The sequence below is a fragment of the Pantoea sp. ACRSB genome (genome assembly GCF_022346905.1).
Taxonomy (GTDB): Bacteria; Pseudomonadota; Gammaproteobacteria; order Enterobacterales; family Enterobacteriaceae; genus Pantoea; species Pantoea piersonii.
The window spans coordinates 394,107-418,311 of record NZ_JAKRNL010000002.1 but is presented as its reverse complement, the minus strand read 5'-3'; the positions used below and the strand labels follow the sequence as shown (position 1 = coordinate 418,311).

Sequence of the window (24,205 nt, the reverse complement as noted above, 5' to 3'; positions counted from 1 at the left end):
TCTCCTTAACTCTCCACCGGGCAGGCTACTTTGCCGCGCCTGCGCCGCAGCTTATCCATATAGAGATAGACCACCGGCGTGGTGTAGAGCGTCAGCAGCTGGCTCATAATCAGCCCGCCAGCGATGGTGATGCCGAGCGGCTGACGCAGCTCCGCGCCGTCGCCGCTGGTGAGCACCAGCGGCAGCGCGCCGAACAGCGCGGCAAGCGTGGTCATCAGAATAGGGCGGAAACGCAGCAGGCACGCCTGAAAAATAGCGTCGCGCGCGCTCAGATTGCCGCTGCGCTGCGCGTCCAGCGCAAAATCCACCATCATAATGGCGTTCTTCTTGACGATGCCGATCAGCAGCAAAATACCGATAAGGGCGATAAGGCTGAAAGGCGTATTGAACAGCGTCAGCGCCAGCAGCGCGCCGACGCCCGCCGAGGGCAGCGTCGAAAGGATCGTCAGCGGATGAACGTAGCTCTCATACAGGATCCCCAGCACGATATAGACGGCGGCGATAGCGGCGAGCATCAGCCAGAGCTGGCTGCTCTGCGATTGCTCAAACACCTGCGCAGTGCCGGCGAAGCTGCCGCGCACGCTGGAGGGCACGCCGAGCGCAATCATCGTGCGGTCGATCGCCGCAGAGGCTTCCGACAGCGAAACGCCCTCCGGCAGGTTGAAGGAGATGGTCGAGGCGGCGGAGAGCCCTTCATGGTTTACCGACAGCGGCGCGTTGGCGGGCTGCCATCGGGCGAACCACGACAGCGGAACCGCCTTGCCGTCGTCGTTAATCACAAACATCTGATTCAGCGCGCTGATATCCTGGGTGTAGCGCGGATCGACCTCCATCACCACTTTGTACTGATTCAGCGGCTGATAGATGGTGGAGATCTGCCGCTGGCCGAAGGCGTTGTTCAGCAGCGCGTTCGCCTGAGAGACATCGATGCCGAGGCGCGACATGCTTTCACGATCGTAGAGCAACGCCATTTCGCTGCCTTTATCCTGCTGATCCGAGTTTACGTCCGCCAGCTGCGGCAGCGCGGAGAAGGCCTGGCGGATTTTCGGCTCCCATTCGCGCAGCGCGGCGAGGTCGTCAGAGAGCAGAGAATACTGATAGCTGGCGTTTGATTCGCGGCCGCCGGCGCGCAGATCCTGCACCGCGTTGAGATAGAGATTCGCGCCAGGCTCTTTCGCCAGCTTCGCGCGCAGTCGGGCAATAACCGCCTGCGCGTTTTCGCTGCGCTCTGAAAGCGGCTTCAGCGAAATAAACATCGAGCCGCTGTTGGTGCGCATCCCGCCGGTAAAGCCCACTACGCTCTCTACTGCCGGGTCGGCTTTCACGATCACCATAAAATCCTGGAGCTTCTGGCGCATCGCCTGAAAGGAGATGCTCTGATCGGCGGAAATAGAGCCGGAGAGTCGGCCGGTATCCTGCTCCGGCATAAAGGTTTTCGGCACCTGAATAAACAGCCAGACGGTGAGGGCGATCGTGCCGAAAAGCAGCAACAACACCCAGCGCGCATGGTTCAGCACCCAGCCCAGCGAGCGGCCGTAACCCTGCTGGATCGCCAGCAGCATGCGGCCCGCACCGCGCCGACGCGGCTGGCTGCGCGCCCTGTGCGGCTTCAGCAGGTAAGCGCACATCATTGGCGTCAGGGTAAGCGAGACCACCATAGAGATGGCGATCGCTACCGACAGCGTAATGGCGAACTCCGAGAAAAAGCGGCCTATCAGCCCGCCGATCATCAGCAGCGGCAAAAAGACGGCGATCAGCGACAGGCTCATCGACAGTACGGTAAAGCCCACCTCACGCACGCCGGTCAGCGCCGCCTGCAAAGGCTTCATGCCTGCCTCGACGTGGCGCGCGATATTCTCCAGCACCACGATGGCGTCATCCACCACGAAACCGGTAGCGATGGTCAGCGCCATCAGCGACAGGTTATTCAGGCTAAAGCCGCAGAGGTACATCGCGGCAAAGGTGCCGATCAGCGATACCGGCACTGCAGCGGCGGGGATGAGCGTAGCGCGCCCGGATCGCAGAAAAACAAACACCACCATAATCACCAGCACCACGGCGATGGTCAGGGACTGCTCGACCTCATGCAGCGAGGCGCGGATGGTGGGCGAGCGGTCCTGCGCGATCTGCAGATCAATGGCGGCGGGAATGGTTTCGTGTAGTGTCGGCAGCTCGGCGCGAATGCGGTCGACGGTATCGATCACGTTCGCCTCTGGCGTTTTACGCACCAGCAGCAGCACCGCGGGCTTGCCGTCCGCCATCCCCGCGTTGCGTACGTCCTGCACCGAGTCCCGCACGCTGGCGACGTCGGCGAGCTTAACCGCCGCGCCGTTACTGTAGTGCACCACCAGCGGCGCATAATCGCTGGCGGTTTTCAGTTCGTCATTGGTGCGCAGCTGCCAGCGCTGCTGGCGATCCTCCAGCGCGCCCTGCGGACGACGCTGGTTGGCGTTGGCGATCGCCTCACGCACCGCATCCAGCGAAACGCCCTGGTTAAACAGCGCCTGCGGGTTCAGCGCGACGCGCACCGCAGGCAGCGAGCTGCCGCCGACCGTCACGTCGCCGACCCCTTCAATCTGCGACAGTTTCTGCGCCAGCTGGGTGGAGGCGTAGTCGTAAAGCTGGCCGGGATTATAGATATCCGACGTCAGCGTCACGATCATAATCGGCGCGTCCGACGGGTTAACCTTGCGGTAGGTCGGGCGGCTTGGCATCCCGGTCGGCAGCAGGCTTTGCGCCGCGTTGATGGCCGCCTGCACGTCGCGCGCCGCCCCGTTAATGTCGCGGTCGAAGTCAAATACCAGAATAATGCGCGTGCTGCCGAGCGAGCTAGTAGAGGTCATTTCGCTGACGCCGGCGATGCGTCCCAGCGAGCGCTCCAGCGGCGTCGCCACTGACGAGGCCATAATTTCCGGCGACGCGCCCGGCAGCGAGGCAGAGATGACAATGACCGGAAAATCGACCTGCGGCAGCGGCGCCACCGGCAGCAGGCGAAAGCCGAGCGCGCCCGCCAGCGCAATGGCGATAGTCAGCAGCGTGGTGGCGACCGGGCGATGAATAAAGAGCGCAAATAGCCTCACTGTTCCGCCTCCCGACCGCTAAAGCGGCGGCGCGCGGCCTGACCCAGTCGATCAAACAGCAGATAGATCACCGGCGTGGTAAACAGCGTCAGCACCTGGCTCAGGATCAACCCGCCCACCATCGCAATGCCGAGCGGATGGCGCAGCTCCGCGCCGACGCCGGTGCTGAGCATCAGCGGCAGGGCGCCCAGCAGCGCCGCCAGCGTGGTCATCAGGATCGGACGAAAACGCAGCAGGCACGCCTGATAGATAGCGTCAAAGGGCGCCATGCCCTGTTCGCGCTCGGCGGCCAGCGCGAAGTCGATCATCATGATGGCGTTCTTCTTCACGATGCCGATCAGCAAAATAATGCCGATAATGGCGATGATATCCAGCTCGCCGCCGCTTAGCATCAGCGCCAGCAGCGCGCCGACGCCAGCGGTGGGCAGCGTCGACAGAATGGTGATGGGGTGGATAAAGCTCTCATAGAGCACGCCGAGCACGATATACATCGCCACGATGGCCGCAACGATCAGCCAGACAGTGCTGGTCAGCGCCGCCTCGAACGCCAGCGTGCTGCCCTGGAACTGGGTCATCAGCTCCGCAGGCATACCGAGCCGCTCTTCCGCCGCGCTGACCGCTTTCACCGCGTCGCCCAGCGAGTAGCCGTCGGCGACGTTAAAGGAGAAGGTCGCCGACGGGAACTGATCGAGATGGTTGACGCTGAGCGCGCTGTGGCGCTGCTCAATCTTCGCGATGGCGCTGAGCGGCACGCTGCCGCCGTCGGCGCTGGCCAGCCGGATGCCTTCCAGACCCGCCAGGCCCGGCGTGGCGCGGTTGTCCTGTTCCAGCACCACGCGGTACTGGTTCGCCTGCGTGTAAATGGTCGAAATCAGGCGCTGGCCGAAGGCGTTATAGAGCGCGTTATCAATATCGGCCATGCTGATGCCGAGGCGGCTAGCGCTGTCGCGATCGACGTTAACGTACGCCTCCAGCCCCTGATCCTGCCAGTCGCTGCTGATATCGCGCAGTTCAGGAGACTGACGCAGCGCGTCCAGCAGCTTCGGCACCCAGCTGCTGAGCGACGCCAGCGAGCCGGACTGGAGCGTAAACTGATAGGGCGTACGGCTCGACTGGGTTTCAATCGTGAGATCCTGCACCGGCTGCAGCCACAGCGTCACGCCGGGAAGGTGGCTTACCCGCTGCTGCAGCCGCTGCTGCACCTGCGGGATACGGTCATCGCGTTCGCTTAGCGGCTTCAGGTTAATCTGCAGGCGCGCGCTGTTAAGCGCCGCATTGGTGCCGTCCACGCCGACGAAAGAGGTCATGCTCTGCACCGCCGGATCTTTCATAACCAGCGAGGCGACGTCGCGCGTGCGCTCTGCCATGCTGGCGTAAGAGGCGCTCTGCGGTGCCTGCAGCGTACCCTGAATAATCGAATTATCCTGCTGCGGGAAAAAGCCTTTCGGAATAAGGATCCACAGCAGTACGGTAAGCAGCAGCGTACCGAGCGCAACCGACAGCGTCAGCCAGGGATGCGCCAGCACCTTACGCAGCCAGCGGCCATAGCCAGCGATCACCCGTTCGAAAAAGGCTTCGCTGGCGCGCGAAAAGCGGTTCTGCTTGCGCAGCGATTCGGCGCTCAGCATACGCGCGCACATCATCGGCGTCAGCGTCAGCGAGACCACGGCGGAGATAAGGATCGCCACCGCCAGCGTGACGGCGAACTCGCGGAACAGACGGCCAATCACATCGCCCATAAACAGCAGCGGGATCAATACCGCAATAAGCGAAAAGGTGAGGGAGATAATGGTAAAGCCGATTTCGCCTGCGCCCTTGAGCGCGGCGACAAGAGGCGTTTCGCCTTTCTCCAGGTAGCGCGTAATGTTTTCAATCACCACGATAGCGTCGTCCACCACGAAGCCGGTGGCGATAGTCAGCGCCATCAGCGTCAGGTTGTTGATGGAGAAGCCGAGGAAATACATCGCGGCGAAGGTGCCGACCAGCGAGAGCGGTACGGCGACCGCGGGGATAATGGTCGCAGGCACGTTGCGCAGAAACAGATAAATAATCATCACCACCAGGCCAATCGCCAGCATCAGCTCGTGCTGGGTATCGGTGACCGAGGCGCGGATATTGGTCGTGCGGTCGCTCAGCAGCTGCACCTTCACTGACTTCGGCAGCGTAGCGGTGAGCGACGGCAGCAGCGCGCGGATATTATCGGCGGTGGCGATAATATTGGCGCCCGGCTGCCGCTGTACGTTAAGCACGATGGCGGCCTCGCGGTTCGCCCAGGCGCCGAGCCAGCGGTTCTCCGCCCCCTGTTCGATTGTCGCGACATCGCCCAGCCGCACCGGCGCGCCATTTTTATAGCTGATAATCAGCTGGCGATAATCCTCTGCCGACTTCATCTGATCATTGGCGGAAAGTGTAATGGAGCGTTCCGGGCCGTCGAGGCTGCCTTTCGCCGAGTTGACGTTGGCGCTGCTGATGGCGGTACGTACCTGTTCGCTGGTGAGGCCCAGCGACGCCAGCGCCTGGGCGTTCATCTGCACGCGAACCGCCGGGCGCTGACCGCCGGAGAGCGTCACCAGACCCACGCCGGAGACCTGAGAGATCTTCTGCGCGACGCGCGTCTCCACCATATCCTGCACCTGGGTCAGCGGCATGCTGCTGGTGGTGACCGCCAGCGTCATGATCGGCGGGTCGGCGGGGTTAACCTTGCTGTAGACCGGCGGATTGGGCAGGTCGTTGGGCAGCAGGCTGGTGGCGGAGTTGATGGCGGCCTGCACTTCCTGCTCGGCGACGTCGAGCGGCAGCGTAAGCTGGAACTGCAGGGTGATGACCGATGCGCCGCCGGAGCTTTGCGACGCCATCTGTTTCAGTCCCGACATCTGGCCGAACTGGCGTTCAAGCGGCGCGGTAATGGAGGAGGTCGTGACGTCCGGGCTGGCACCGGGGTAGAGCGTTACCACCTGTATGGTGGGGTAGTCCACTTCCGGCAGTGCCGAAACCGGCAGAAACCGGTAGCCGAGAATGCCCGCCAGCAGAATCGCGATCATCAGCAGCGTGGTGGCAACCGGACGTAAAATAAACTGACGCGACGGCCCGCCGCTGGCGTCAGGAGGCATTACCTGCATTACTCACGCGCTCCTTTCGCCGGCTGCGCCGCGCGGCTGCTTTTCAGCGCGGTGCTCTGCGGCGCAACCACTTCAACCTGCGCCCCTTCCGTCAGGCGATCCAGACCGTCGGTGACTACGCGTTCGCCTGCGCTAAGCCCGGCGGTGATCACCACCTGGCGGCTGTCCTGCAGTCCGGCAGTGACGCTTTTCTTGCTCACCTTGTTGTCGCTGTTGACCACCCAGACAAAGTGGCCCTCATTGCCCATCTGCAGCGCGGCGGTGGGGATCACAATCGCATCCTGCAGGGTATTGACCTTCAGCCGCGCGTTAACGAACTGGTTAGGAAAGAGCTTGTCGTCCTGATTGTCAAAGCGCGCCTTTATCTTGATGGTGCCGGTTGTGGCGTCAATCTGGTTGTCGATGCTGAGCAGCGTCCCCTGCGTCAGCAGCGTCTGGTTGCTGCGGTCCCAGGCTTCGACCACCAGCGGCTGGCCGCTTTTTTGCGCCTGCATAATGTCGGGCAGGTCATTTTCCGGCAGGCTAAATAGAACATCGATAGGATGGGTCTGCGTGATCACCACCAGCCCGTTAGTGTCGCCGCTGGTGATGTAGTTGCCTGCATCGACCTGTTTCAGGCCGACGCGGCCCGCAATCGGCGAGGTTATGCGGCTGTAGGTAAGATTAAGCTGGGCGCTGGCGACGCTGCCTTCGTCCGCTTTGATAGTGCCCAGGGTTTCGCTCACCAGTGAACGCTGGGTATCCAGTTCCTGCTGCGACACCAGCGAGGTTTTCGCCAGTTTCTCAAAGCGCGCGAGATCGCGGCGAGCGTTGGCCAGCGTCGCCTGGTCTTTCGCCAGCTGGCCCTGCGCCTGGGTTAAGGCGACCTGATAAGGTCGCGGATCGATCTCCGCCAGTAGCTGACCCGCTTTAACCTGCTCTCCTTCCTGAAAGTGAATCGCCATCAGCTCGCCGTCGACGCGGCTGCGCACCGTAACGGTACTGGCGGCGGTCACGGTGCCAAGCCCGCTGAGAAAGTGCGGCACGCTCTGGCTAACGGCGGTGGCGGCCTGAACCGGCGCTGGCGCGCCCCCTGCGCCCCCTTTGCCGCGGTGCGGTCGGGCGGCGGCCTGAGGATCGGCGTCGGGCTGTGCCGGATGATGCCACCAGTAGTATCCCCCTGCGGCGGCGGCAATGACCGCCAGCACCAGCAGGCTTTTTTTCAACAAGGAAGGTCGGTTCATCTTATCGTTTGCTCTCCAGCAGTAGCGAAATCCCCAAAACGCAGGCTGAAACGCGGCAGCCTGCAAATAGCAGAGTGTAGACCCGCAAAGCGGGCAGAAGTTGAAGGAATTAAGGATATCTGTCAGGACGGCCTGAGTATCCCTCATGGAACAAACTTATGGAGGAATTACGTATAAAGAGATGTTTTGGCTTTTGCTATGCTTTTGGACAGGTTATTTACTGCAGAAGGAGAAAAGGATGAGTCAGGTTGAAACCCGTCAGCTCGGTGATACGGGCATTCAGGTGCCGCTGCTGACGTTCGGCGGCAACGTTTTCGGCTGGACCCTGGATCAGGAAAAGTCGTTTTCCTTGCTGGATGCGCTGGTGGAAAGAGGGCTGTGGTTTATTGATACTGCCGATGTCTATTCGCGCTGGGCGCCGGGCAATAAAGGCGGCGAGTCAGAGACCATTATCGGCAACTGGCTGAAAAAGAGCGGCAAACGCGACCGCATCGTGCTGGCGACCAAGGTAGGCATGGAGCTGTCGCCGGAGAAAACCGGCCTGAAGCCGCAGTATATCCGTCAGGCGGTAGAAGATTCGCTGCGCCGTCTGCAAACCGACTATATCGATCTCTACCAGGCGCATCGCGATGATGAGGATACGCCGCTGGCGGAGACGCTGGCCGCGTTCGATTCGCTGATTAAAGAGGGCAAAGTACGCGCTATCGGCGCCTCTAACTACAGCGCGCCGCGTCTGCAGGAGGCGCTAAAGATCAGTGAAGAGCAGGGCCTGGCCCACTACGCGACCCTGCAGCCCGAATATAACCTCTACGATCGCGAAGGCTATGAGTCGGCGCTGGAGGCGGTGGCGACGCAACACGGCCTCGGCGTGATTAACTATTATTCGCTGGCAAGCGGCTTTCTGAGCGGCAAATACCGCAGCGCCGCGGACGCCAGCAAAAGCGCGCGCGGCCAGGGCGTGGTGGATAAATATCTTAATCCGCGCGGCCTGAAGATCCTCGCCTCCCTTGATGAAATCAGCCAGGCGCATAACGTGACGCCGACCCAGGTCGCGCTGGCGTGGCAGATTGCGCGACCGAGTATTACCGCACCCATCGTCAGCGCCACCTCGCTGGCACAGCTGGACGATCTGATCGGCGCGACGCAGCTGCGTCTTACCCGAGAAGAGATCGAAAAACTGGCGCAGGCCAGCAGCTAAGCACGTTAGACGGGGCGTTTACGCCTCGTCTTTAATTTGCGTGCCATATAATGCGGTCGTCCTGACCGCGTTTCCGTTCAGCGATCCCCCTCACACTTGTTTGAAGAATCTGTCTCTTTGCGTATTCGTGCGCACTTTTTTACAAAAGTTGAACTTTTCGCAGCACTATCCTCTGCGTGGAAATAACCTTCATTCAGATAAGAAGAACGATTATGAACAGAAAAAAAGCAGTGCAACATTTCCCGCTGCGCCGTGTTGCGGCCGGCTCCCTGATGTTCGCCATGCTTAGCGCTTCTGCTGTGGCCGCAGACGCGTTCAGCTACGACTCGCCCTATATGTTTGGCGACTGGGGCGGCACGCGAACGCAGCTGGAAAACGACGGCATTAAATTTGACGTTAATTACACCATGGAAAGCGCATCGAACCTCGGCGGCGGCGCCGACACCAACACCTCAATGCGCTACAGCGATCAGTGGGCGTTCGGCGCCAATTTCGATCTGCAGAAGCTGCTCGACTGGCAGGATGCACAGTTCCAGATGACCATCACCAACCGCGACGGCCAGAATATTTCCGATCAAGTGGCCGATCGCCGTACCGGCATGCTCTCTTCAGTGCAGGAAGTGTATGGACGCGGACAAACCTGGCGTCTGACACAGTTCTGGCTGAGTAAAGGCCTGTTTGACAACGTGGTGAACCTGAAAGCGGGTCGCGTCACCGTCGGCGAAGATTTCGATAACTTCGACAGCAAGTTCCAGAACCTGGCGTTCGGCAGCGGGCAGGCGGGCAACTGGCGTGGCGATCGCTGGTTTAACTGGCCGGTATCACAGTGGGGCGGACGCGTAAAAGTTAACATCACGCCGGAGGTCTTCTTCCAGGTCGGTTTCTATAACCAGAACAGCGCCAACTACGATCGCGGCGACGGTTTCCGTCTGGATACCAGCAACTCCGAGGGCAATATGGTGCCGGTGGAACTGGGCTGGAAACCGACTCTTGGCCCGGACAAGCTGCCGGGTAACTACCGCATCGGCTACTACTACTCGTCGGTTAACGGCGACGTTTACGGCAGCTGGCGCGACGGCGGCTATCAGGATAAAGATCACGCCTATGGCGGCTATGTGCTGTTACAACAGCAGCTGACCGCGCAGGGCGGCGACGTTAGCCGCGGTATCGGCGTGACCGTTCAGGCGGTAATGAACGATCACAAAACCTCGAAGACCGATAACTATCAGTCGATTGCCTTTACCTGGGCGGGGCCGTTTGACGCGCGTCCGGAAGATGAGATCGGCATTGCCGCGGCTCGCATTCACGTCAACAGTGATTACACGCGCGCGCAGCGTCAGCAGAACGCCGCCAACGGCGAGACGGACTTCAACAGCCCGACCTATCTGCCGATTCAGGATGGTTCGGAATATAACTACGAGCTTTACTACAACGTGAAGCTGGCGAAATGGCTGCAGGTGCGTCCGAACCTGCAATATATCGTTGCGCCAGGCGCGGTAAGCGAAGTGAAAGATGCTTTTGTTGGCGGCATCAGCGCCAATATCAACTTCTGATAAAACAGCAAGCGGCCCGCTACGGGCCGCTTAATTGTTGTTCCTGTCGCAGGGCATCTTGCTCTGGGCACTCCGCCTCTCGCTTCCTGAACCTCTCCGCTCTCTGTCACACCCGTTCAGGCTGGCACGTTAACGAAACATTACCTCTGCCCAGCGCGCCAGACCGGCCGTTACCGAACCAAAATCATCGCCGCTGGCGACGGGGGTATCCGGCAGCGCCTGCTGCAGCGCGGCGCGCAGCACCGGCGAACGCGCGCTGCCACCCGTCAGATAAATCACCTCTGGTTTTGTGTCGCAGCTGGCGAGCGCCAGATGCACCTGCTCCAGAATGCGCTCCAGCGGCTGGTTGATCGCCTCCTGCAACATTCCGTCGCTGATGGCAGCGTGCAGCTGCGGGGCGATAAAGTCGAGGCTGGCGTCGAAGGAGGCGCGATCGGAAAGGGCGATTTTGCTCTCCTCCGCGGCGCGCACCAGACGATAGCCGAGCTTCTGCTGCCACACCTTCAGCAGATGCGCCACAAGCTCGCCCTGTTCCGCGTCGCGCACCAGATCGCGCAGCAGTTTGCCGCAGGCGGCAGAGTAAAACTCGCTTTGCGCCGGCACGTCGTTAATCGCCACCGCGTTCCACCACGGCAGAGCGGGCAGGGCGGTGCCTTTTTGCGTCTTGCCGCCCAGGCCGAGCAGCGGCATCAGGGTTTTAAACGCCAGCATAATGTCGAGATCGTTACCGCCGACGCGGCAGCCGCTGTGGCCGAGCAGACTCTGACGACGGTCCGACAGCTTGCGCCACTCTGGCCCCATCAGCAGCATCGAGCAGTCGGTGGTGCCGCCGCCGATATCCACCACCAGCACGCGCGTCTCTTTATCCAGCGTTGCTTCGAATTCGAGTCCTGCCGCGACCGGCTCAAACTGAAACTCTACGTCGCGGAAACCGGCGCGCTTCGCGGCGCGCAGCAGAATGCCCTGCGCCTGGGCGTTGGCTTCGTCGCCGCCCAGTCCCTGAAAGTTGATGGGACGGCCGATGACCGCCTGGTCGATAGCGCCGTCGATCTGCGCTTCGCCCTGCTCGCGGATATGGCGCATCATGGCGCAGACCAGATCTTCAAACAGCGCGATCTGCTGCGGTTTCAGCCCGCTGGCGCCGAGAAAGGATTTGGGGGATTTAACGAACCAGGTCTCTTCCGGGTCGACCATATAGTGATGCAGCGCGTTCAGTCCGAACTGCACGCTGCTGGCCGAAACCTCGATGTCCTCTTCGCGGTTATAGCGCAGCGCGCGCTGCAGCAGCGCGGTGGTTTCCGCATCCGGCGTTGCGACCTGATGATGGCGGTAGAGCCATTCACTCACCGCTTCGCGCGTGGGTGCGGCAATCATCGACGGCAGCAGGCGCTGGCCCTGCTCCAGCGTCAGCAGGCGCGGCGCGCCGTTTTCGCACACCGCAATGGAACAGTTCGCCGTACCGTAATCGAAACCAATGAACATCTGATGCCCCTCCCGGAAAAAAGGGGGCGACTTTAGCGCAGCTGAGCGGGGCTGGCAAGCGGCTCAGCGCGCTTCTGGCGTATAGACCGTCAGCCGCCCGCGTCCCGCTTTTTTGGCGTTATAACAGGCGATATCCGCCTGCGACAAGACCTCTGCGCCGACGTCGTTGGCGGCGGAGAACTGCGTCAGGCCGGCGCTGGCGCCGACCTGGAAAGTGTCGTTCTGCCAGCTAAAGGTGTAGCCATTGACCGCCGAGACGATGCGCTGCACCACCTCACACCCCTGCGCTATCGGGCACTCCGGCAACAGCAGGGCGAACTCGTCGCCGCCAAGGCGCGCCAGAAAATCGGTGCCGCGCAGGTGCCGCTGCATCAGCCCGGCAAGTTCGCGCAGCAGCGCATCGCCTGCCGCGTGTCCGGCGCTGTCGTTGACCGCTTTAAATTTATCGAGATCGATAAAAGCCAGCACATGCTGATGCTGATGCTCAACGGCGTCGTTCAGCAGACGCTGAAGCTGGCGTTCGAAGCTGGCGCGGTTCGGCAGGCCGGTCAAAGCGTCATGCAGCGCGCTATAGCTGAGATGCTTCATCATTTTGCGCGATTCGCTGACGTCCTGAATCACCATTACCGCGCCGATCTCTTCGCCTGCCAGGGTGCGCAGCGGCGTTATGCTGTAGTGGATCTCTACAACGCCGCCGTCAGCGGCGTGCAGCACCAGCTCGTCATCCAGTTCGGGGGTGAGTTTTTTTGTCGGCAGGCGGCGGAGCAGCAGGTTCTCAACCGGCGCGCCGTGACGTCCCTGGGTGATATGCAGCAGATCGCTCAACGGCTTGCCCGCCGCCTCTTCCTGACGCCAGCCGCTCATCTTTTCCGCGACCGGGTTCATAAAGGTCACGCGCATTTCGCTGTCGGTGCTGATAACCGCTTCGCCAATAGAGTCCAGCGTGATCGCCATCCGCTCCTTTTCCTGAAACAGCGCGTCGGTAAGGTTACGCAGGTGGGTCACGTCCTGACAGATGCCCAGCATGCGTTCAAGGCGTCCGTCCTGATTGAAGAAGCGGCGCGCCTGGGTGCGCAGCGTGCGTACGCCGTCGGCGCGCTGAATGCGATACTCAATATCGAAAACGTCGGCGCTTTCCTGTGTCGTCAGCAGCGCCAGATCGAGCCGCTCGCGATCCGCCGGATGCACCAGACTGCGCCACAGCTCGCGGCTGGGCTGCTGGTGCGCGGGCAGGCCGAAAAGCGCGTACATATGGCGATCCCACATCATCTCATTGCGCACAAGGTTCCATTCATAAACGCCGATTTCGCCCGCTTCGTTCGCCAGCGTAATGCGCTCCATCAAATGACGATTAACCTGCTCGCTCTGTTTTAGCTCTGAGATATCGATAATCTGGGAAATAAAGTAGAGCGGTTTACGCGCGGCGTCGCGCACCAGCGACACCGTCAGGCGCGCCCAGACGATTTCGCCGTTTTTGCGGAAGTAACGTTTTTCAATGGTATAAGCATCAATATCGCCGCGCAGCAGCCTGTCCGCATGCTGCAGATCGTTCTCCAGATCGTCGGGATGGGAAATCTGCTGAAAGGTGAGCTTTTTCAGTTCGGCGGCGGGAAAGCCCAGCGTCTGGCAGAGGGAGTTATTGACCTGTAGCCAGACGCCCTGCGGCGATACCAGCGCCATGCCAATAGCGGAATACTCCATCGCGTGGCGAAAACGGGTTTCGCTTTCGCTGATATGGTGCTTCTCACGCTGAAAGGCATCCATTACCAGCGCCATCACATGGCTCGGCATCAGCACCAGCAGAAAGGGGAGCCAGTTAGCTATCTGACCGGGCGCGTTGCCGGGCGTTTCAATGCTCACCAGGCCGAGCGCCAGAACCAGCGAAATAGTGCAGGCGTTAAGCAGGAACAGCAGAAACGCCTCCCGCTTCGGCAGGCGGACGGCGCACCAGAACAAAACCACCACGATCAAAGGTGAACGGCCAGGGCATAAAGCGCAGCGCCAGCCAGCTCGCGCCTGCGGTCAGTAGCAGGTTAAAAAGGAACCCCGCCAGGCGTCGCAGGCTGATCGAGCCTGTTCTGAGCGGCCAGGGCATCAGTAACAGCACCGGGCCCAGCGCCAGCATGCCGATAACTTCGGAAATCACCCAGGTTAAGAGAAAGGGCAAGGTGCCGCTGCCGTGGATGTTCAGCATCCACAGCGCCAGCAGCCCGCCCAGCAGGGGAGTAAGAATGCCCACCGACAGCACAAAGCGCAGCCAGTCGAGCAGGGAGTTAAGCGGCGCCTGACGATTGAGCAGCCCGCGCAGCACAACGCCACCAAGGATCGCCTGCAGCACATTCAACAGCGTGAATTTCAGATTCGCCAGTTCAGGCCCGATTATCAGCGCAGTCGCCAGGCCGGTGCCCGCCACGCAGCCCAGCAGCAGCAGTGGGACAGAGCGGGAAGGGGCGCGAAACGCCACGATAGTCATCAGCGCGGTCGAGAACCAGAGCGGCGAAAGGCGCCCGCTGAACACGATCAGCTCCAGACAAAAAAGCGTCAGCACAAAAGCGAGCACCGCCAGAATCAGGGCGCTCAGCAGGCGGTTTTGTGGCTTGTCCAGCGAGGGCAACAGTTCAACACTCATTCACTAACCCGGCAACGCGCACGGCGTCTATATGACGAAAAATGCGCCAGTCATAACTCTTGCGGGCATGCTAGCACATCACCGTCGCCGTGGGTTTGTTAAATCAAATTTCTGCGATATTCAACTAATTGACGGCTCTTTCACCGCGTAAAAAGAGGCGAAAGGGTTACTGGCGGAACAGATCGGCGCGGGTAAAGGGCTTTTCCAGTCCGGCCAGATCAGCAGAGAAACGTTCAAGGAACTGCTGCGTTGTAGCGACGCGGCCATGGCCCATCAACAGCAACGGCACTAAAAAGGCCGCGCCGACCTGCGGCCAGCTAAAGCCCTTCAGCGCGGTACGGCGCTGGCTGAGCAGAAAAGTGGAACTGAGGGTAAAGCCCAGCAGCAGCCCGGTCGCCACTTCACTGGCGGAGTGCGCATGCATCACCAGGCGCGAGAAGCCCACCATAAGCGGTATAAGATAGCCGACGCCGATAGCGAGCAGGCGTAACAGAGCTGGCCAGCGACCGGAAACCAGCCACAGCATAACCGGCCAGAGCGTGGCCGACATCGCGCTGTGGCCGCTAAAGCCGGTAAAGTTAAAACGGGCGCTGCCGATGCCGAAACCCAGAAAAAGGATCTTCGACAGGCTTACCAGCAGACCGGCCAGGCCAAAGGCGAGCAGCCAGTACCAGACCGTACGGCGATTATCGCTCTTCCACGGCAGGATCAGCGCGATGATCACCGCAGTCGGGATCAACAGCATGCTGTCGCCAAAATAGGTCAATGTTCTCCAGTGCATAATCTTCCTTTAGTGTGGGCTGGCATGAATTTTCCCGCGCCATTAGCGGGCGGGAACGCGCTTCCGCTGCCTGATGCGCCAGCCGCATAAATAAAAACAAAACTGCCCGTTAGTTTATCGGGTAATGGTTTCGGTTTGAAAAGGGTAAATTCTGAAATCCCGACCGCGGCTTTTCTCTGGCGTCAAAAGAATGAAATCCCTATACTTAGCGCCTACTAAACCCTCTCCATCCCGTCCTGCGTCAAAACGCTTAATCGGCGTACAGCGCAGGCTCCAGTATCAGGTCGTTAAAAAGTATGACTGACAAGTCTCATCAGTGCGTGATTGTGGGCATTGCCGGTGCCTCCGCATCCGGAAAAAGTTTAATCGCCAGCACGCTCTATCGTGAAATCCGTGATCAGGTTGGTGACGAGCATATCGGTGTCATCCCCGAAGATGCCTATTACAAAGACCAGAGCCACCTCACCATGGAAGAGAGGGTAAAAACCAACTACGACCATCCCAGCGCAATGGATCATGACCTGCTGCTGCAGCATCTGCAGGCGCTGAAAGCGGGCCAGGATATTGATTTACCGGTGTACAGCTATGTCGAACACACCCGCACGCGCGACAGTATCCACCTGAAGCCGAAGAAAGTAATTATTCTTGAAGGCATTCTGCTGTTAACCGACGCGCGCCTGCGCCAGGAGCTGAACTTCTCGATTTTCGTTGATACCCCGCTGGATATCTGCCTGATGCGCCGCATGAAGCGCGACGTTAACGAACGCGGCCGCTCTATGGATTCAGTGATGAGCCAGTATCAGAAAACTGTGCGTCCGATGTTCCTGCAGTTTATCGAACCCTCGAAGCAGTACGCCGACATTATTGTGCCGCGCGGCGGGAAAAACCGCATCGCTATTGATATCCTCAAGGCCAAAATAAACCAGTTTTTTGAATAGGCGCGTCGGGTCTGACGCGCGGCGAACCGCCTGACGAGCGAGATTCAGGCTGTTCGCTACACTTATATCATGGAGACAGGTTAATGAGATTATGTGACCGCGATATTGAAGCCTGGCTGGATGATGGCCGCTTAGCCATCGATCCGCGTCCGCCGGTAGAACGCATCAACGGCGCGACCGTTGACGTGCGTCTGGGCAATCAGTTCCGCACTTTCCGGGGCCACACAGCGGCGTTTATTGACCTGAGCGGTCCGAAAGATGAAGTGAGCGCTGCGCTGGATCGCGTGATGAGCGATGAGATTGTGCTGCCGGAAGGCGAAGCCTTTTTCCTCCATCCAGGCGAGCTGGCGCTGGCGGTGACCTTCGAATCGGTCACGATTCCGGACGATCTGGTGGGCTGGCTGGATGGCCGTTCGTCACTGGCGCGTCTGGGACTGATGGTGCACGTCACCGCGCACCGCATCGATCCGGGCTGGCAGGGCCGCATTGTCCTGGAGTTCTATAATTCCGGTAAGCTGCCGCTGGCGCTGCGCCCTGGCATGCTGATCGGCGCGCTGAGCTTTGAGCCGCTTTCTGGCCCGGCGGCGCGTCCTTATAACCGTCGTGAAGACGCTAAATATCGCGGACAGCAGGGTGCTGTCGCCAGTCGTATCGACAAAGATTAAACCGCGAATATGGGGATTGAATGAAGAGAGTGATAACCACGCTGGCCATTTTACTGGTGGTCATCGTTGCAGGTATGACCGCGCTGGTACTGCTGGTCAATCCTAACGATTTTCGCTCCTATATGGTGAAGCAGGTCGAGCAAGGCAGTGGTTATCGGCTGGAAGTGAGCGACGATCTGCGCTGGCACGTCTGGCCTAAGCTCAGCATTCTGGCCGGCCGTATGAGCCTGACCGCGCCCGGCGCATCGCAGCCGCTGGTCACGGCGGAAAATATGCGGCTTGACGTTAACCTCTGGCCGCTGCTGTCGCACCAGCTTAGCGTCAGCCAGGTGATGCTGAGCAACGCCGTAGTGCGCGCCACGCCAGAGAGCGAGCCGCAGCAGCCGCAGAACGCTCCGATCGCCCCCGGACGCAGCGATGCCAGCGCGCCAGCCAGCGGCTGGTCGTTCGATATCAGCCAGCTGCGCGTGGCCAATAGTCTGCTGATCTGGCGCCAGCCGGGCGGCGAAGAATATAATTTCCGCAACCTTAATCTCAATCTCAATCAGGACGATCGCCATCTGGCGAATATTGAGCTAAGCACCAGCCTGACGCGCAATCAGCGCAACGCCACGCTGTCGCTGAAAGGCCAGCTCGACGCCGCGCAATATCCGCAGCGCCTGAGCGGTAAAATTGACGAGCTTACCTATGCGTTAAGCGGTGCCAATATACCGCCACAGGGCATTAAGGGCACGCTGAGTGCGCAGGGCAGCTGGCGTGCCGATACGCAGCAGTTCACGCTCAGCCAGATGCAGCTCAGCGCCAATGACAGCGCGCTGACGGGCGAGGCGACCGGCACCCTGACGCCGCCGCAGCAGCTGGCGCTTCAGCTGCACGCTACGCAGCTTAACTTCGACAACCTGATGGCCAACGCGCCGCAGATCCGCAACAGCGGGGAGCAGCACGCAACGGTGGCGCGTGCGCCGGTCATTGCGGCCCCGCGCGTGCAAAATAATCTCGATTCGCCGCTTAACGATATGAACCTGGCGGTGAATTTAAAAGCGGACAGCGCGGTGTGGCGCGGCCTGTCGCTGCGCGACTTTGCCCTTGACGTAACCAGTCAACAGGGGCTGATAACGCTGCGCGCGCTGAACGGTAAGCTGGGCGACGGCGATTTCTCCGCGCCGGGGACGGTCGATATTCGTCAGCCGGAAACCCGCGTCGCGCTTCAGCCGGTGCTGAATCATGTCGCCATTCAGCCTTTGCTCGCCGCTTTCGACATGCCGCAGACAATGCAGGGCGCGGTTTCGCTTAATGGCGACCTGAGCGGCGAAGGCCTTACGCTGGATGCGGCCAAGCGCCACTGGCGTGGTGAGGCGCAGCTGAACGCCAGCGACGTCAGGCTGGCGCAGATTAACCTGCAACAGATGGTGCGCCGCGCCGTTGAGCGCGCCAGCGATAAGGTCAGCAGCGACGAGAGCAGCGAGCAGGGTATCCGCCAGCTTGGTGGCACGCTGGCGTTGAATAACGGCGAGCTGCGCTTTACCGATCTGAAAGGGGAGGGCGATCGCCTGAAATTACAGGGCGGCGGCGAAGTGAATATACCGACACAGCAGCTGGATGTGACTTTCGGCCTGACGCTTACCGGCTGGAAAGGCGACGACCGGCTGGTCGCGCTGCTGTCGCAGCAGGCGATTCCGCTGCGCATGTACGGCAGCTGGAATAACGTTCAGTATTCGCTGCCGGTCGATGAAGTGTTGCGTCAGCAGCTACAGAGCGAGGCGAAGTCGCGTCTGAACCAGTGGCTGGATCGCCAGCCGAAAAACAGCGACAACGACAGCCTGCGTAAGCTGCTGCGTCCCTGAGTCACACCTCATAATCGAGATCCTGCGGCTGTTGCAGGATCTCGACCTTCTGTACGCGATGGTTATCCACCTGCAACGTGCGCAGCAGATAGCTGCCGACCTGCAGGGTTTCCCCCTCTTCAGGAATATGCTGCAACGTATCCATCAGCAGGCCCGCCAGCGTATGGTAGCTGCGCCGCTCATCCAGCGGCAGCCTGACGTAGAGCGCCAGGTCTTCCAGTGGAATATTGCCGTTAACGATCCAGCGACCTTCACCCTGCGGTTGCACATCATAGCGGGCGTCGATCTCTTCGCCTTCAAGCGGTAAATTGCCAGCGATGGTTTCCATCAGATCGCTGAGCGTGACCACCCCTTCCACCGAGCCGAACTCATCCACCACAAAGGCAAAATGGGTACGCGCCTGACGAAACTGCTCCAGCGCCTGCAGCAGCGTCAAACGCTCCGGAAAGATCAGCGGCTGACGGATCAGCGCGCGTAAATCCAGCGACTGGTGGTGTAGTGACTGGTGCAGCAGATCGATAGCGTGCACTACGCCCAGCAATTCATTGCTCTGATCGGTGATCAGCAGACGGGTATGCTGATTGCGGTCGAGACGCGCCATAATCTCCGCCGGATCGTCGTCCAGGTTAATATGCTCAATATCGTGCCGCGACGTCATAATGGTATTGACGTGACGCTGGGCGAAGTTGAGCACGCGGGCGATCATCACGCGTTCCTGGCGGTTAAACAGCGCGTGTTGATCGCTGTCGGCGATCAGTAACGCGCTCTGCGGGTCCAGTTCGGCGCGATCCGCCTCGCCGCGCAGCAGCCGGAGTACGGTTTCCGCGGTACGCTGGCGCAGCGAACGCCCGGCTGACAGGGCGCGGCGGCGGTTGCGCTGCGCCAGCTGGTTGAACGCCTCAATGACGATTGAGAAGCCGATCGCCGCGTAGAGATAGCCTTTGGGAATAACAAAGCCGAGACCTTCCGCCACCAGACTAAAGCCGATCATCAGCAGAAAGCTCAGGCAGAGGATGACGATGGTGGGATGGCGATTGACGAAGCGCGTCAGCGGCTTGCTGGCCAGCAACATCAGCAGGATAGCGATGGTGACCGCCGTCATCATAACCGGCAGCTGGTTTACCATGCCGACGGCGGTAATCACCGCGTCCAGCGAAAAAATAGCGTCCAGCACCACAATTTGCGCTACGACTGGCCAGAATTTAGCGCCGCGATTATGTTGATTCTGCCCGTGGTCCTCTCCCTCCAGCCGCGTATTAAGCTCGGTTGTCGCCTTAAATAGCAGGAACAAACCGCCGAGCAGCAGCAGCAAATCGCGCGCGCTAAAGGGGTGGCTGTACAGGGTAAACAGCGGCTGCGTCAGCGTGACCAGCCATGAAAGCGACGCCAGCAGCAGCAGACGACACAGCAACGCCAGCAGTAAACCAATAACGCGCGCCCGATCGCGATCTTTGGCTGGCAGCTTTTCCACCAGAATGGCGATAAACACCAGGTTATCGATCCCCAACACCAGTTCAAGAACGATAAGCGTAATTAACCCCGCCCACAGCGAGGGATCCGCAAACACCTCCAACATGCCTTAGCCGCCTGAATATATAGAAGTCAGTAAAATCTGAGGATAGTGGAGTGAAGCGCAGGGCACAACTTGTCGCCGCGCCCGACGTTGCGCACAACGCGGGATAATAATAGAAAGCGAATGGGCGTTTTCTTTCATCATTATGACAGCGTGATGTAAAGGAGAAGATTGCGAGCCGGTGAATAACTGATGAATCGATTTGAAATGCATCGCAGCAGCGAGGCAATTTATTAGCGTGGTGAATATGGAATTAATCTGATTTTTACGCAGGGTATTGCACTTTCAATTTTGCCGAATGACGGGCCTCAATACTAATGACTGGTAGTCTTTTTCCTAAAATAGTCAGGGGACGGCGGGGCCTACTTGTAAAGAAGCCAGTAATAACTAGTATAGCAACGTGCTGTTAAAAGTCTGCGCTTATGTTGATATTCGCCCACAGATTTGGCACCCAATGTTGTGAAATGTGATCTGTCCCGTGGGTATGCATCAGGCAGCCGGTCCGGGAATGACAGGCCGGAAACAGGATATCAAAAGCGGTATTGGCAGCGACAGCCAAGGGCGGTAGCGTGCCTGAAACGCCTTTTACGTTTAGAAAATAATCAGTGCGTCACGGCAGGTGAAGTCAGAGTAATCTGTTGGTATTTATAAAAATTTTCTTGTTTGCTTGATAAGGAAATTGGCGTGAACGCACCCTGGAACTCCCCTCAGTTACGCATATGTCGACGAGAAACTGATTCGCTCAATTATTACACAGCTCAGGGCGTCATGGGTTAAAGGAAATAAAATAAAGAGTTAAATATGCGCGATACTGAAATTACGTTTAAAAGTCTTTTCACTAAATTGTTGTTGGCCGGTTCGGATTTAATTTGTTTTAACGCCGCTTTATTCATAGCGCTGGCGTTAATTAATATGATGTCTGATTCGCCACTGGCAGATATTTCTGAAAAAGATCTGCATTTGAAAATTGCTACGCATATTTTCCTGTCGGTAATTTGCGTCGGATGGTTCTGGGTCAGGCTGCGTCACTTTACCTACCGCAAGCCATTCTGGTTTGAGCTGAAAGAAGTTTTTCGTACCATTCTTATTTTTTCCATTATCGACCTGTCGATTACCGCGCTGTCGCAGTGGCAAATGTCGCGTTTCGTCTGGTTCCTGACCTGGCTGCTGGCGCTGATATTAATTCCGCTGTCACGCGCCGTGGTTAAACACATGCTGAATCATTATGGCCTGTGGAAAAAGCAGACCATTATCATCGGCAGCAGTAAAAATGCGCAGGAAGCCTGGCAGGCGTTGCAGAGTGAAGAGGTGATGGGTTTCGACGTTATCGCCTTTTACGATGTGGATGGCTCCTGTCCGCAGGCGAGCATCTCCGGCGTGCCGGTGCTACGCGAAGAGGCCGAACTGTGGAACCTGACCCACAGCGAAACGCAGTTTATCGTGGCGGTCGAGTACGAACAGAGTCAGTACCGCGACGTCTGGTTAAAAAACCTGGCGATGCATAACTGCCGCTCGGTCTCCGTTATCCCGACGCTGCGCGGCGTGCCGCTCTACGGTACCGACATGGCCTACATCTTCAGCCATGAAGTGATGATCCTGCGCGTCAATAACAATCTGGCGAAACGCACCTCGCGCTTCCTGAAGCGGGCGTTCGATATCGTTGGCGCGCTGTCGATCATTATCATGCTGCTGCCTGCGCTGCTGGTGCTCGGCTTCCTCGTTGGACGCGACGGTGGGCCGCCGATTTACGGTCACGAACGCGTCGGCATGAACGGCCGCAAATTTAAATGCCTGAAGTTCCGCTCGATGGTGATCAACTCCAAAGAGGTGCTGGAAGAGGTGCTTCGCACCGATCCGGTAGCGCGCGCCGAGTGGGACAAAGATTTCAAACTGAAAAACGATCCACGCATCACCAAAGTCGGCCACTTCATCCGTAAAACCAGTCTGGATGAGCTGCCGCAGCTGTGGAACGTCGTGCGCGGCGATATGAGTCTCGTCGGTCCGCGCCCGGTGATTGAAGATGAACTTTGCCGTTATGCCGGGGATGTCGACTACTACCTGATGGCGAAGCCAGGCATGACGGGATTGTGGCAGGTCAGCGGTCGTAACGACGTTGATTACGAAACGCGCGTCTATTTCGATTCGTGGTACGTAAAAAACTGGTCGCTGTGGAACGATATCGCCATTTTGTTCAAAACGGTGGGTGTCGTACTGAAGCGCGATGGGGCGTATTGATAGCAGGCGAGTGCGGGGAGCGCGGTACGGGCGCTCCCTGATTCAGACGCCGCCGCTGGCAACGTCATTGGCGATAGCTGCCATTATCGTGGCTGAAGGAAGCCGTTAATTGATGCAGAAGGTAATAATACGCATTTGCTTATTCCATCCTGTTAAACGGCAGCAACAAAAAGAGTTAGGGAGCAAGTGATAATGACAGACATTTTCAGTGCTTAGGCTGGCGAGTTTATTTTTTTTCAGCGCTTACACAGCGGCGTTTTCGCCTCTATCAATCAATAACTGATAGCGAAGATCTAGATGATTACAATCAAAACGAAATTGATACCCATGCTGGTATCCGCCACATTTCTCTCAGGGTGTACGGTTGTTCCTGGCCAGCACCTTTCCACTAGCGGAAAAGATGTCGTTGAGCAGCAGGACAGCAACTATGACATCGACAAATACGTCAATGTTTTCCCGTTAACGCCGCGCCTGGTCGAGCAGATGCGTCCTAAGCCGCTGGTGGCGCAGGCTAACCCAGGGCTGCAGAACGAAATCCAGAACTATGAATACCGCATCGGCATTGGCGACGTGGTTAACGTGACCGTATGGGATCACCCTGAGCTGACGACGCCTGCCGGTCAGTACCGCAGCGCCAGCGACACCGGCAACTGGGTGCACTCCGACGGCACCATCTTCTATCCCTATATCGGCAAGGTTCGCGTGGTCGGCCGTACGGTCACCGAAGTGCGCAGCGAGATCGCGCGCCGCCTCGCGCAGTATATCGAGAGCCCGCAGGTCGATGTCAGCATCGCCTCCTTTAAGTCGCAGAAAACTTACGTGACCGGCGCCGTGACCACCTCCGGCCAGCAGCCGATCACCAACGTGCCGCTGACGGTGCTGGACGCCATTAACGCCGCGGGCGGTCTGGCGGCGGACGCCGACTGGCGCAACGTGGTGCTGACGCACAACGGCACCGAGCAGCGCGTCTCTCTGCAGGCGCTGATGCAGAACGGCGACCTGAGCCAGAACCATCTGCTCTACCCTGGCGATATCCTCTATGTGCCGCGCAACGACGATCTCAAAGTTTTCGTCATGGGCGAAGTGCGCCAGCAGTCGACGCTGAAGATGGACCGCAGCGGCATGACGCTGGCGGAAGCGCTGGGCAATGCGCAGGGCATGGATCAGACGGCCGCAGACGCTACCGGCGTCTTCGTTATCCGTCCGATTCGCGGCACCAACCGCACCAAGATCGCCAACATCTATCAGCTGAACACCAAAGATGCGGCGGCCATGGTAATGGGTACCGAGTTCCAACTTGAGCCTTACGACATCGTATATGTCACCTCCACGCCGCTGACGCGCTGGAACCGCGTGATTTCGCAGCTGCTGCCGACCATCGCCGGCATCAACGATGCGAGCGAAGCGGCGCTGCGTTTCCGCAACTGGTCGAACTAGGTTTAGCCATGATTACGTCCGTGTTAGTGGTCTGCGTCGGCAACATCTGCCGCTCTCCAACCGGAGAGCGCTTACTGAAGCGCGCGTTGCCGGAAAAACGAGTCGCTTCGGCGGGTCTGGGCGCCCTGAAGGGCTATCCGGCGGATCAAACCGCCAGCGAGGTGGCTGCGCGTCATGGCCTCTCGCTGGAGGGACATCAAGCGCAGCAGTTAACCGCCAGTATGTGCCGCGATTTCGATCTGATTCTGGTGATGGAGAAACGTCACATCGAACAGGTCAGTCGCATCGATCCAGCCGCGCGCGGAAAAACCATGCTGCTTGGGCACTGGCTCAACCAACAGGAAATCGCGGATCCGTACAGAAAGAGTCGTGAGGCCTTTGAAGAGGTTTACGGGTTACTGGAAAACGCTACCCAGAAATGGGTCAACGTACTAAGCCGATAGTTGGG

Annotated in this window: 14 protein-coding genes and 1 pseudogene; 8 read left to right on the top strand and 7 right to left on the bottom strand. The window is 59.1% G+C overall.

The genetic code is table 11. The features are described from left to right. Positions 1-5 precede the first annotated feature (5 nt). The 3 genes from mdtC to MHZ89_RS08205 are packed head-to-tail and all read right to left on the bottom strand — an operon-like array spanning position 6 to position 7,422. Complete coding sequence (mdtC, locus tag MHZ89_RS08215) at positions 6-3,080, bottom strand: multidrug efflux RND transporter permease subunit MdtC (protein WP_311782599.1); 3,075 nt, start codon at positions 3,078-3,080, stop codon at positions 6-8. Then, positions 3,077-6,199: an MdtB/MuxB family multidrug efflux RND transporter permease subunit gene (locus MHZ89_RS08210; protein WP_311782598.1), complete on the bottom strand. Its 3,123-nt coding sequence runs from the start codon at positions 6,197-6,199 to the stop codon at positions 3,077-3,079. Before MHZ89_RS08210 ends, mdtC begins: the two co-directional genes overlap by 4 nt. Beyond that, positions 6,199-7,422 carry an MdtA/MuxA family multidrug efflux RND transporter periplasmic adaptor subunit gene (locus tag MHZ89_RS08205; protein ID WP_311782597.1) on the bottom strand — a complete coding sequence of 408 codons (1,224 nt, stop codon included), beginning with the start codon at positions 7,420-7,422 and terminating at the stop codon, positions 6,199-6,201. Before MHZ89_RS08205 ends, MHZ89_RS08210 begins: the two co-directional genes overlap by 1 nt. A 238-nt stretch (positions 7,423-7,660) precedes the next feature. Between MHZ89_RS08205 and MHZ89_RS08200 the strand changes: the two genes are divergently transcribed. Together MHZ89_RS08200 and MHZ89_RS08195 are read left to right on the top strand one after the other, a co-directional pair. Further along, positions 7,661-8,620 carry an aldo/keto reductase gene (locus tag MHZ89_RS08200; protein WP_311782596.1) on the top strand — a complete coding sequence of 320 codons (960 nt, stop codon included), beginning with the start codon at positions 7,661-7,663 and terminating at the stop codon, positions 8,618-8,620. Between the two features lie 212 nt (positions 8,621-8,832). After that, a complete protein-coding gene (locus MHZ89_RS08195) occupies positions 8,833-10,173 on the top strand; it encodes a carbohydrate porin (protein ID WP_311782595.1) in 1,341 nt (446 codons plus the stop codon). Positions 10,174-10,302: 129 nt separating this feature from the next. On the opposite strand, the gene yegD is transcribed toward MHZ89_RS08195, so the two are convergent. From yegD to MHZ89_RS08180, 3 genes and pseudogenes are all read right to left on the bottom strand, one after another. Further along, entirely contained in the window at positions 10,303-11,655 is a 1,353-nt protein-coding gene (gene yegD, locus MHZ89_RS08190) for a molecular chaperone (RefSeq protein WP_311782594.1), read from the bottom strand. Between the two features lie 63 nt (positions 11,656-11,718). Then, positions 11,719-14,284 (bottom strand): annotated as a pseudogene (locus MHZ89_RS08185) (diguanylate cyclase). A gap of 166 nt (positions 14,285-14,450) precedes the next feature. Further along, positions 14,451-15,065, bottom strand: coding sequence for a phosphatase PAP2 family protein (locus MHZ89_RS08180; protein WP_311782593.1), 615 nt, complete (start codon positions 15,063-15,065; stop codon positions 14,451-14,453). A gap of 296 nt (positions 15,066-15,361) precedes the next feature. On the opposite strand from MHZ89_RS08180, the gene udk reads away from it, so the two are divergent. The 3 genes from udk (at position 15,362) to asmA (ending at position 18,512) form a co-directional block, all read left to right on the top strand. Next, positions 15,362-16,003 (top strand): uridine kinase, encoded by a 642-nt coding sequence (gene udk, locus MHZ89_RS08175; RefSeq protein ID WP_081140483.1) that lies wholly within the window; start codon positions 15,362-15,364, stop codon positions 16,001-16,003. Between the two features lie 83 nt (positions 16,004-16,086). Continuing rightward, positions 16,087-16,668, top strand: a complete 582-nt coding sequence (gene dcd, locus MHZ89_RS08170; protein ID WP_033750209.1) for a dCTP deaminase — start codon at positions 16,087-16,089, stop codon at positions 16,666-16,668. Positions 16,669-16,688: 20 nt separating this feature from the next. Then, a complete protein-coding gene (gene asmA / locus MHZ89_RS08165; protein ID WP_311782592.1) occupies positions 16,689-18,512 on the top strand; it encodes an outer membrane assembly protein AsmA in 1,824 nt (607 codons plus the stop codon). 1 nt (position 18,513) lies between these two features. Here asmA and MHZ89_RS08160 read toward each other — a convergent pair whose 3' ends face one another. Further along, entirely contained in the window at positions 18,514-20,088 is a 1,575-nt protein-coding gene (locus MHZ89_RS08160; RefSeq protein ID WP_311782591.1) for a TerC family protein, read from the bottom strand. 798 nt (positions 20,089-20,886) lie between these two features. Here MHZ89_RS08160 and wbaP point away from each other — a divergent pair. The 3 genes from wbaP (at position 20,887) to MHZ89_RS08145 (ending at position 24,200) form a co-directional block, all read left to right on the top strand. Continuing rightward, positions 20,887-22,320: an undecaprenyl-phosphate galactose phosphotransferase WbaP gene (gene wbaP, locus MHZ89_RS08155; protein WP_311782590.1), complete on the top strand. Its 1,434-nt coding sequence runs from the start codon at positions 20,887-20,889 to the stop codon at positions 22,318-22,320. A gap of 297 nt (positions 22,321-22,617) precedes the next feature. Beyond that, positions 22,618-23,757: a polysaccharide export protein gene (locus tag MHZ89_RS08150; RefSeq protein ID WP_311782589.1), complete on the top strand. Its 1,140-nt coding sequence runs from the start codon at positions 22,618-22,620 to the stop codon at positions 23,755-23,757. Positions 23,758-23,765: 8 nt separating this feature from the next. Then, entirely contained in the window at positions 23,766-24,200 is a 435-nt protein-coding gene (locus MHZ89_RS08145; protein WP_311782588.1) for a protein tyrosine phosphatase, read from the top strand. Positions 24,201-24,205: the final 5 nt, after the last annotated feature.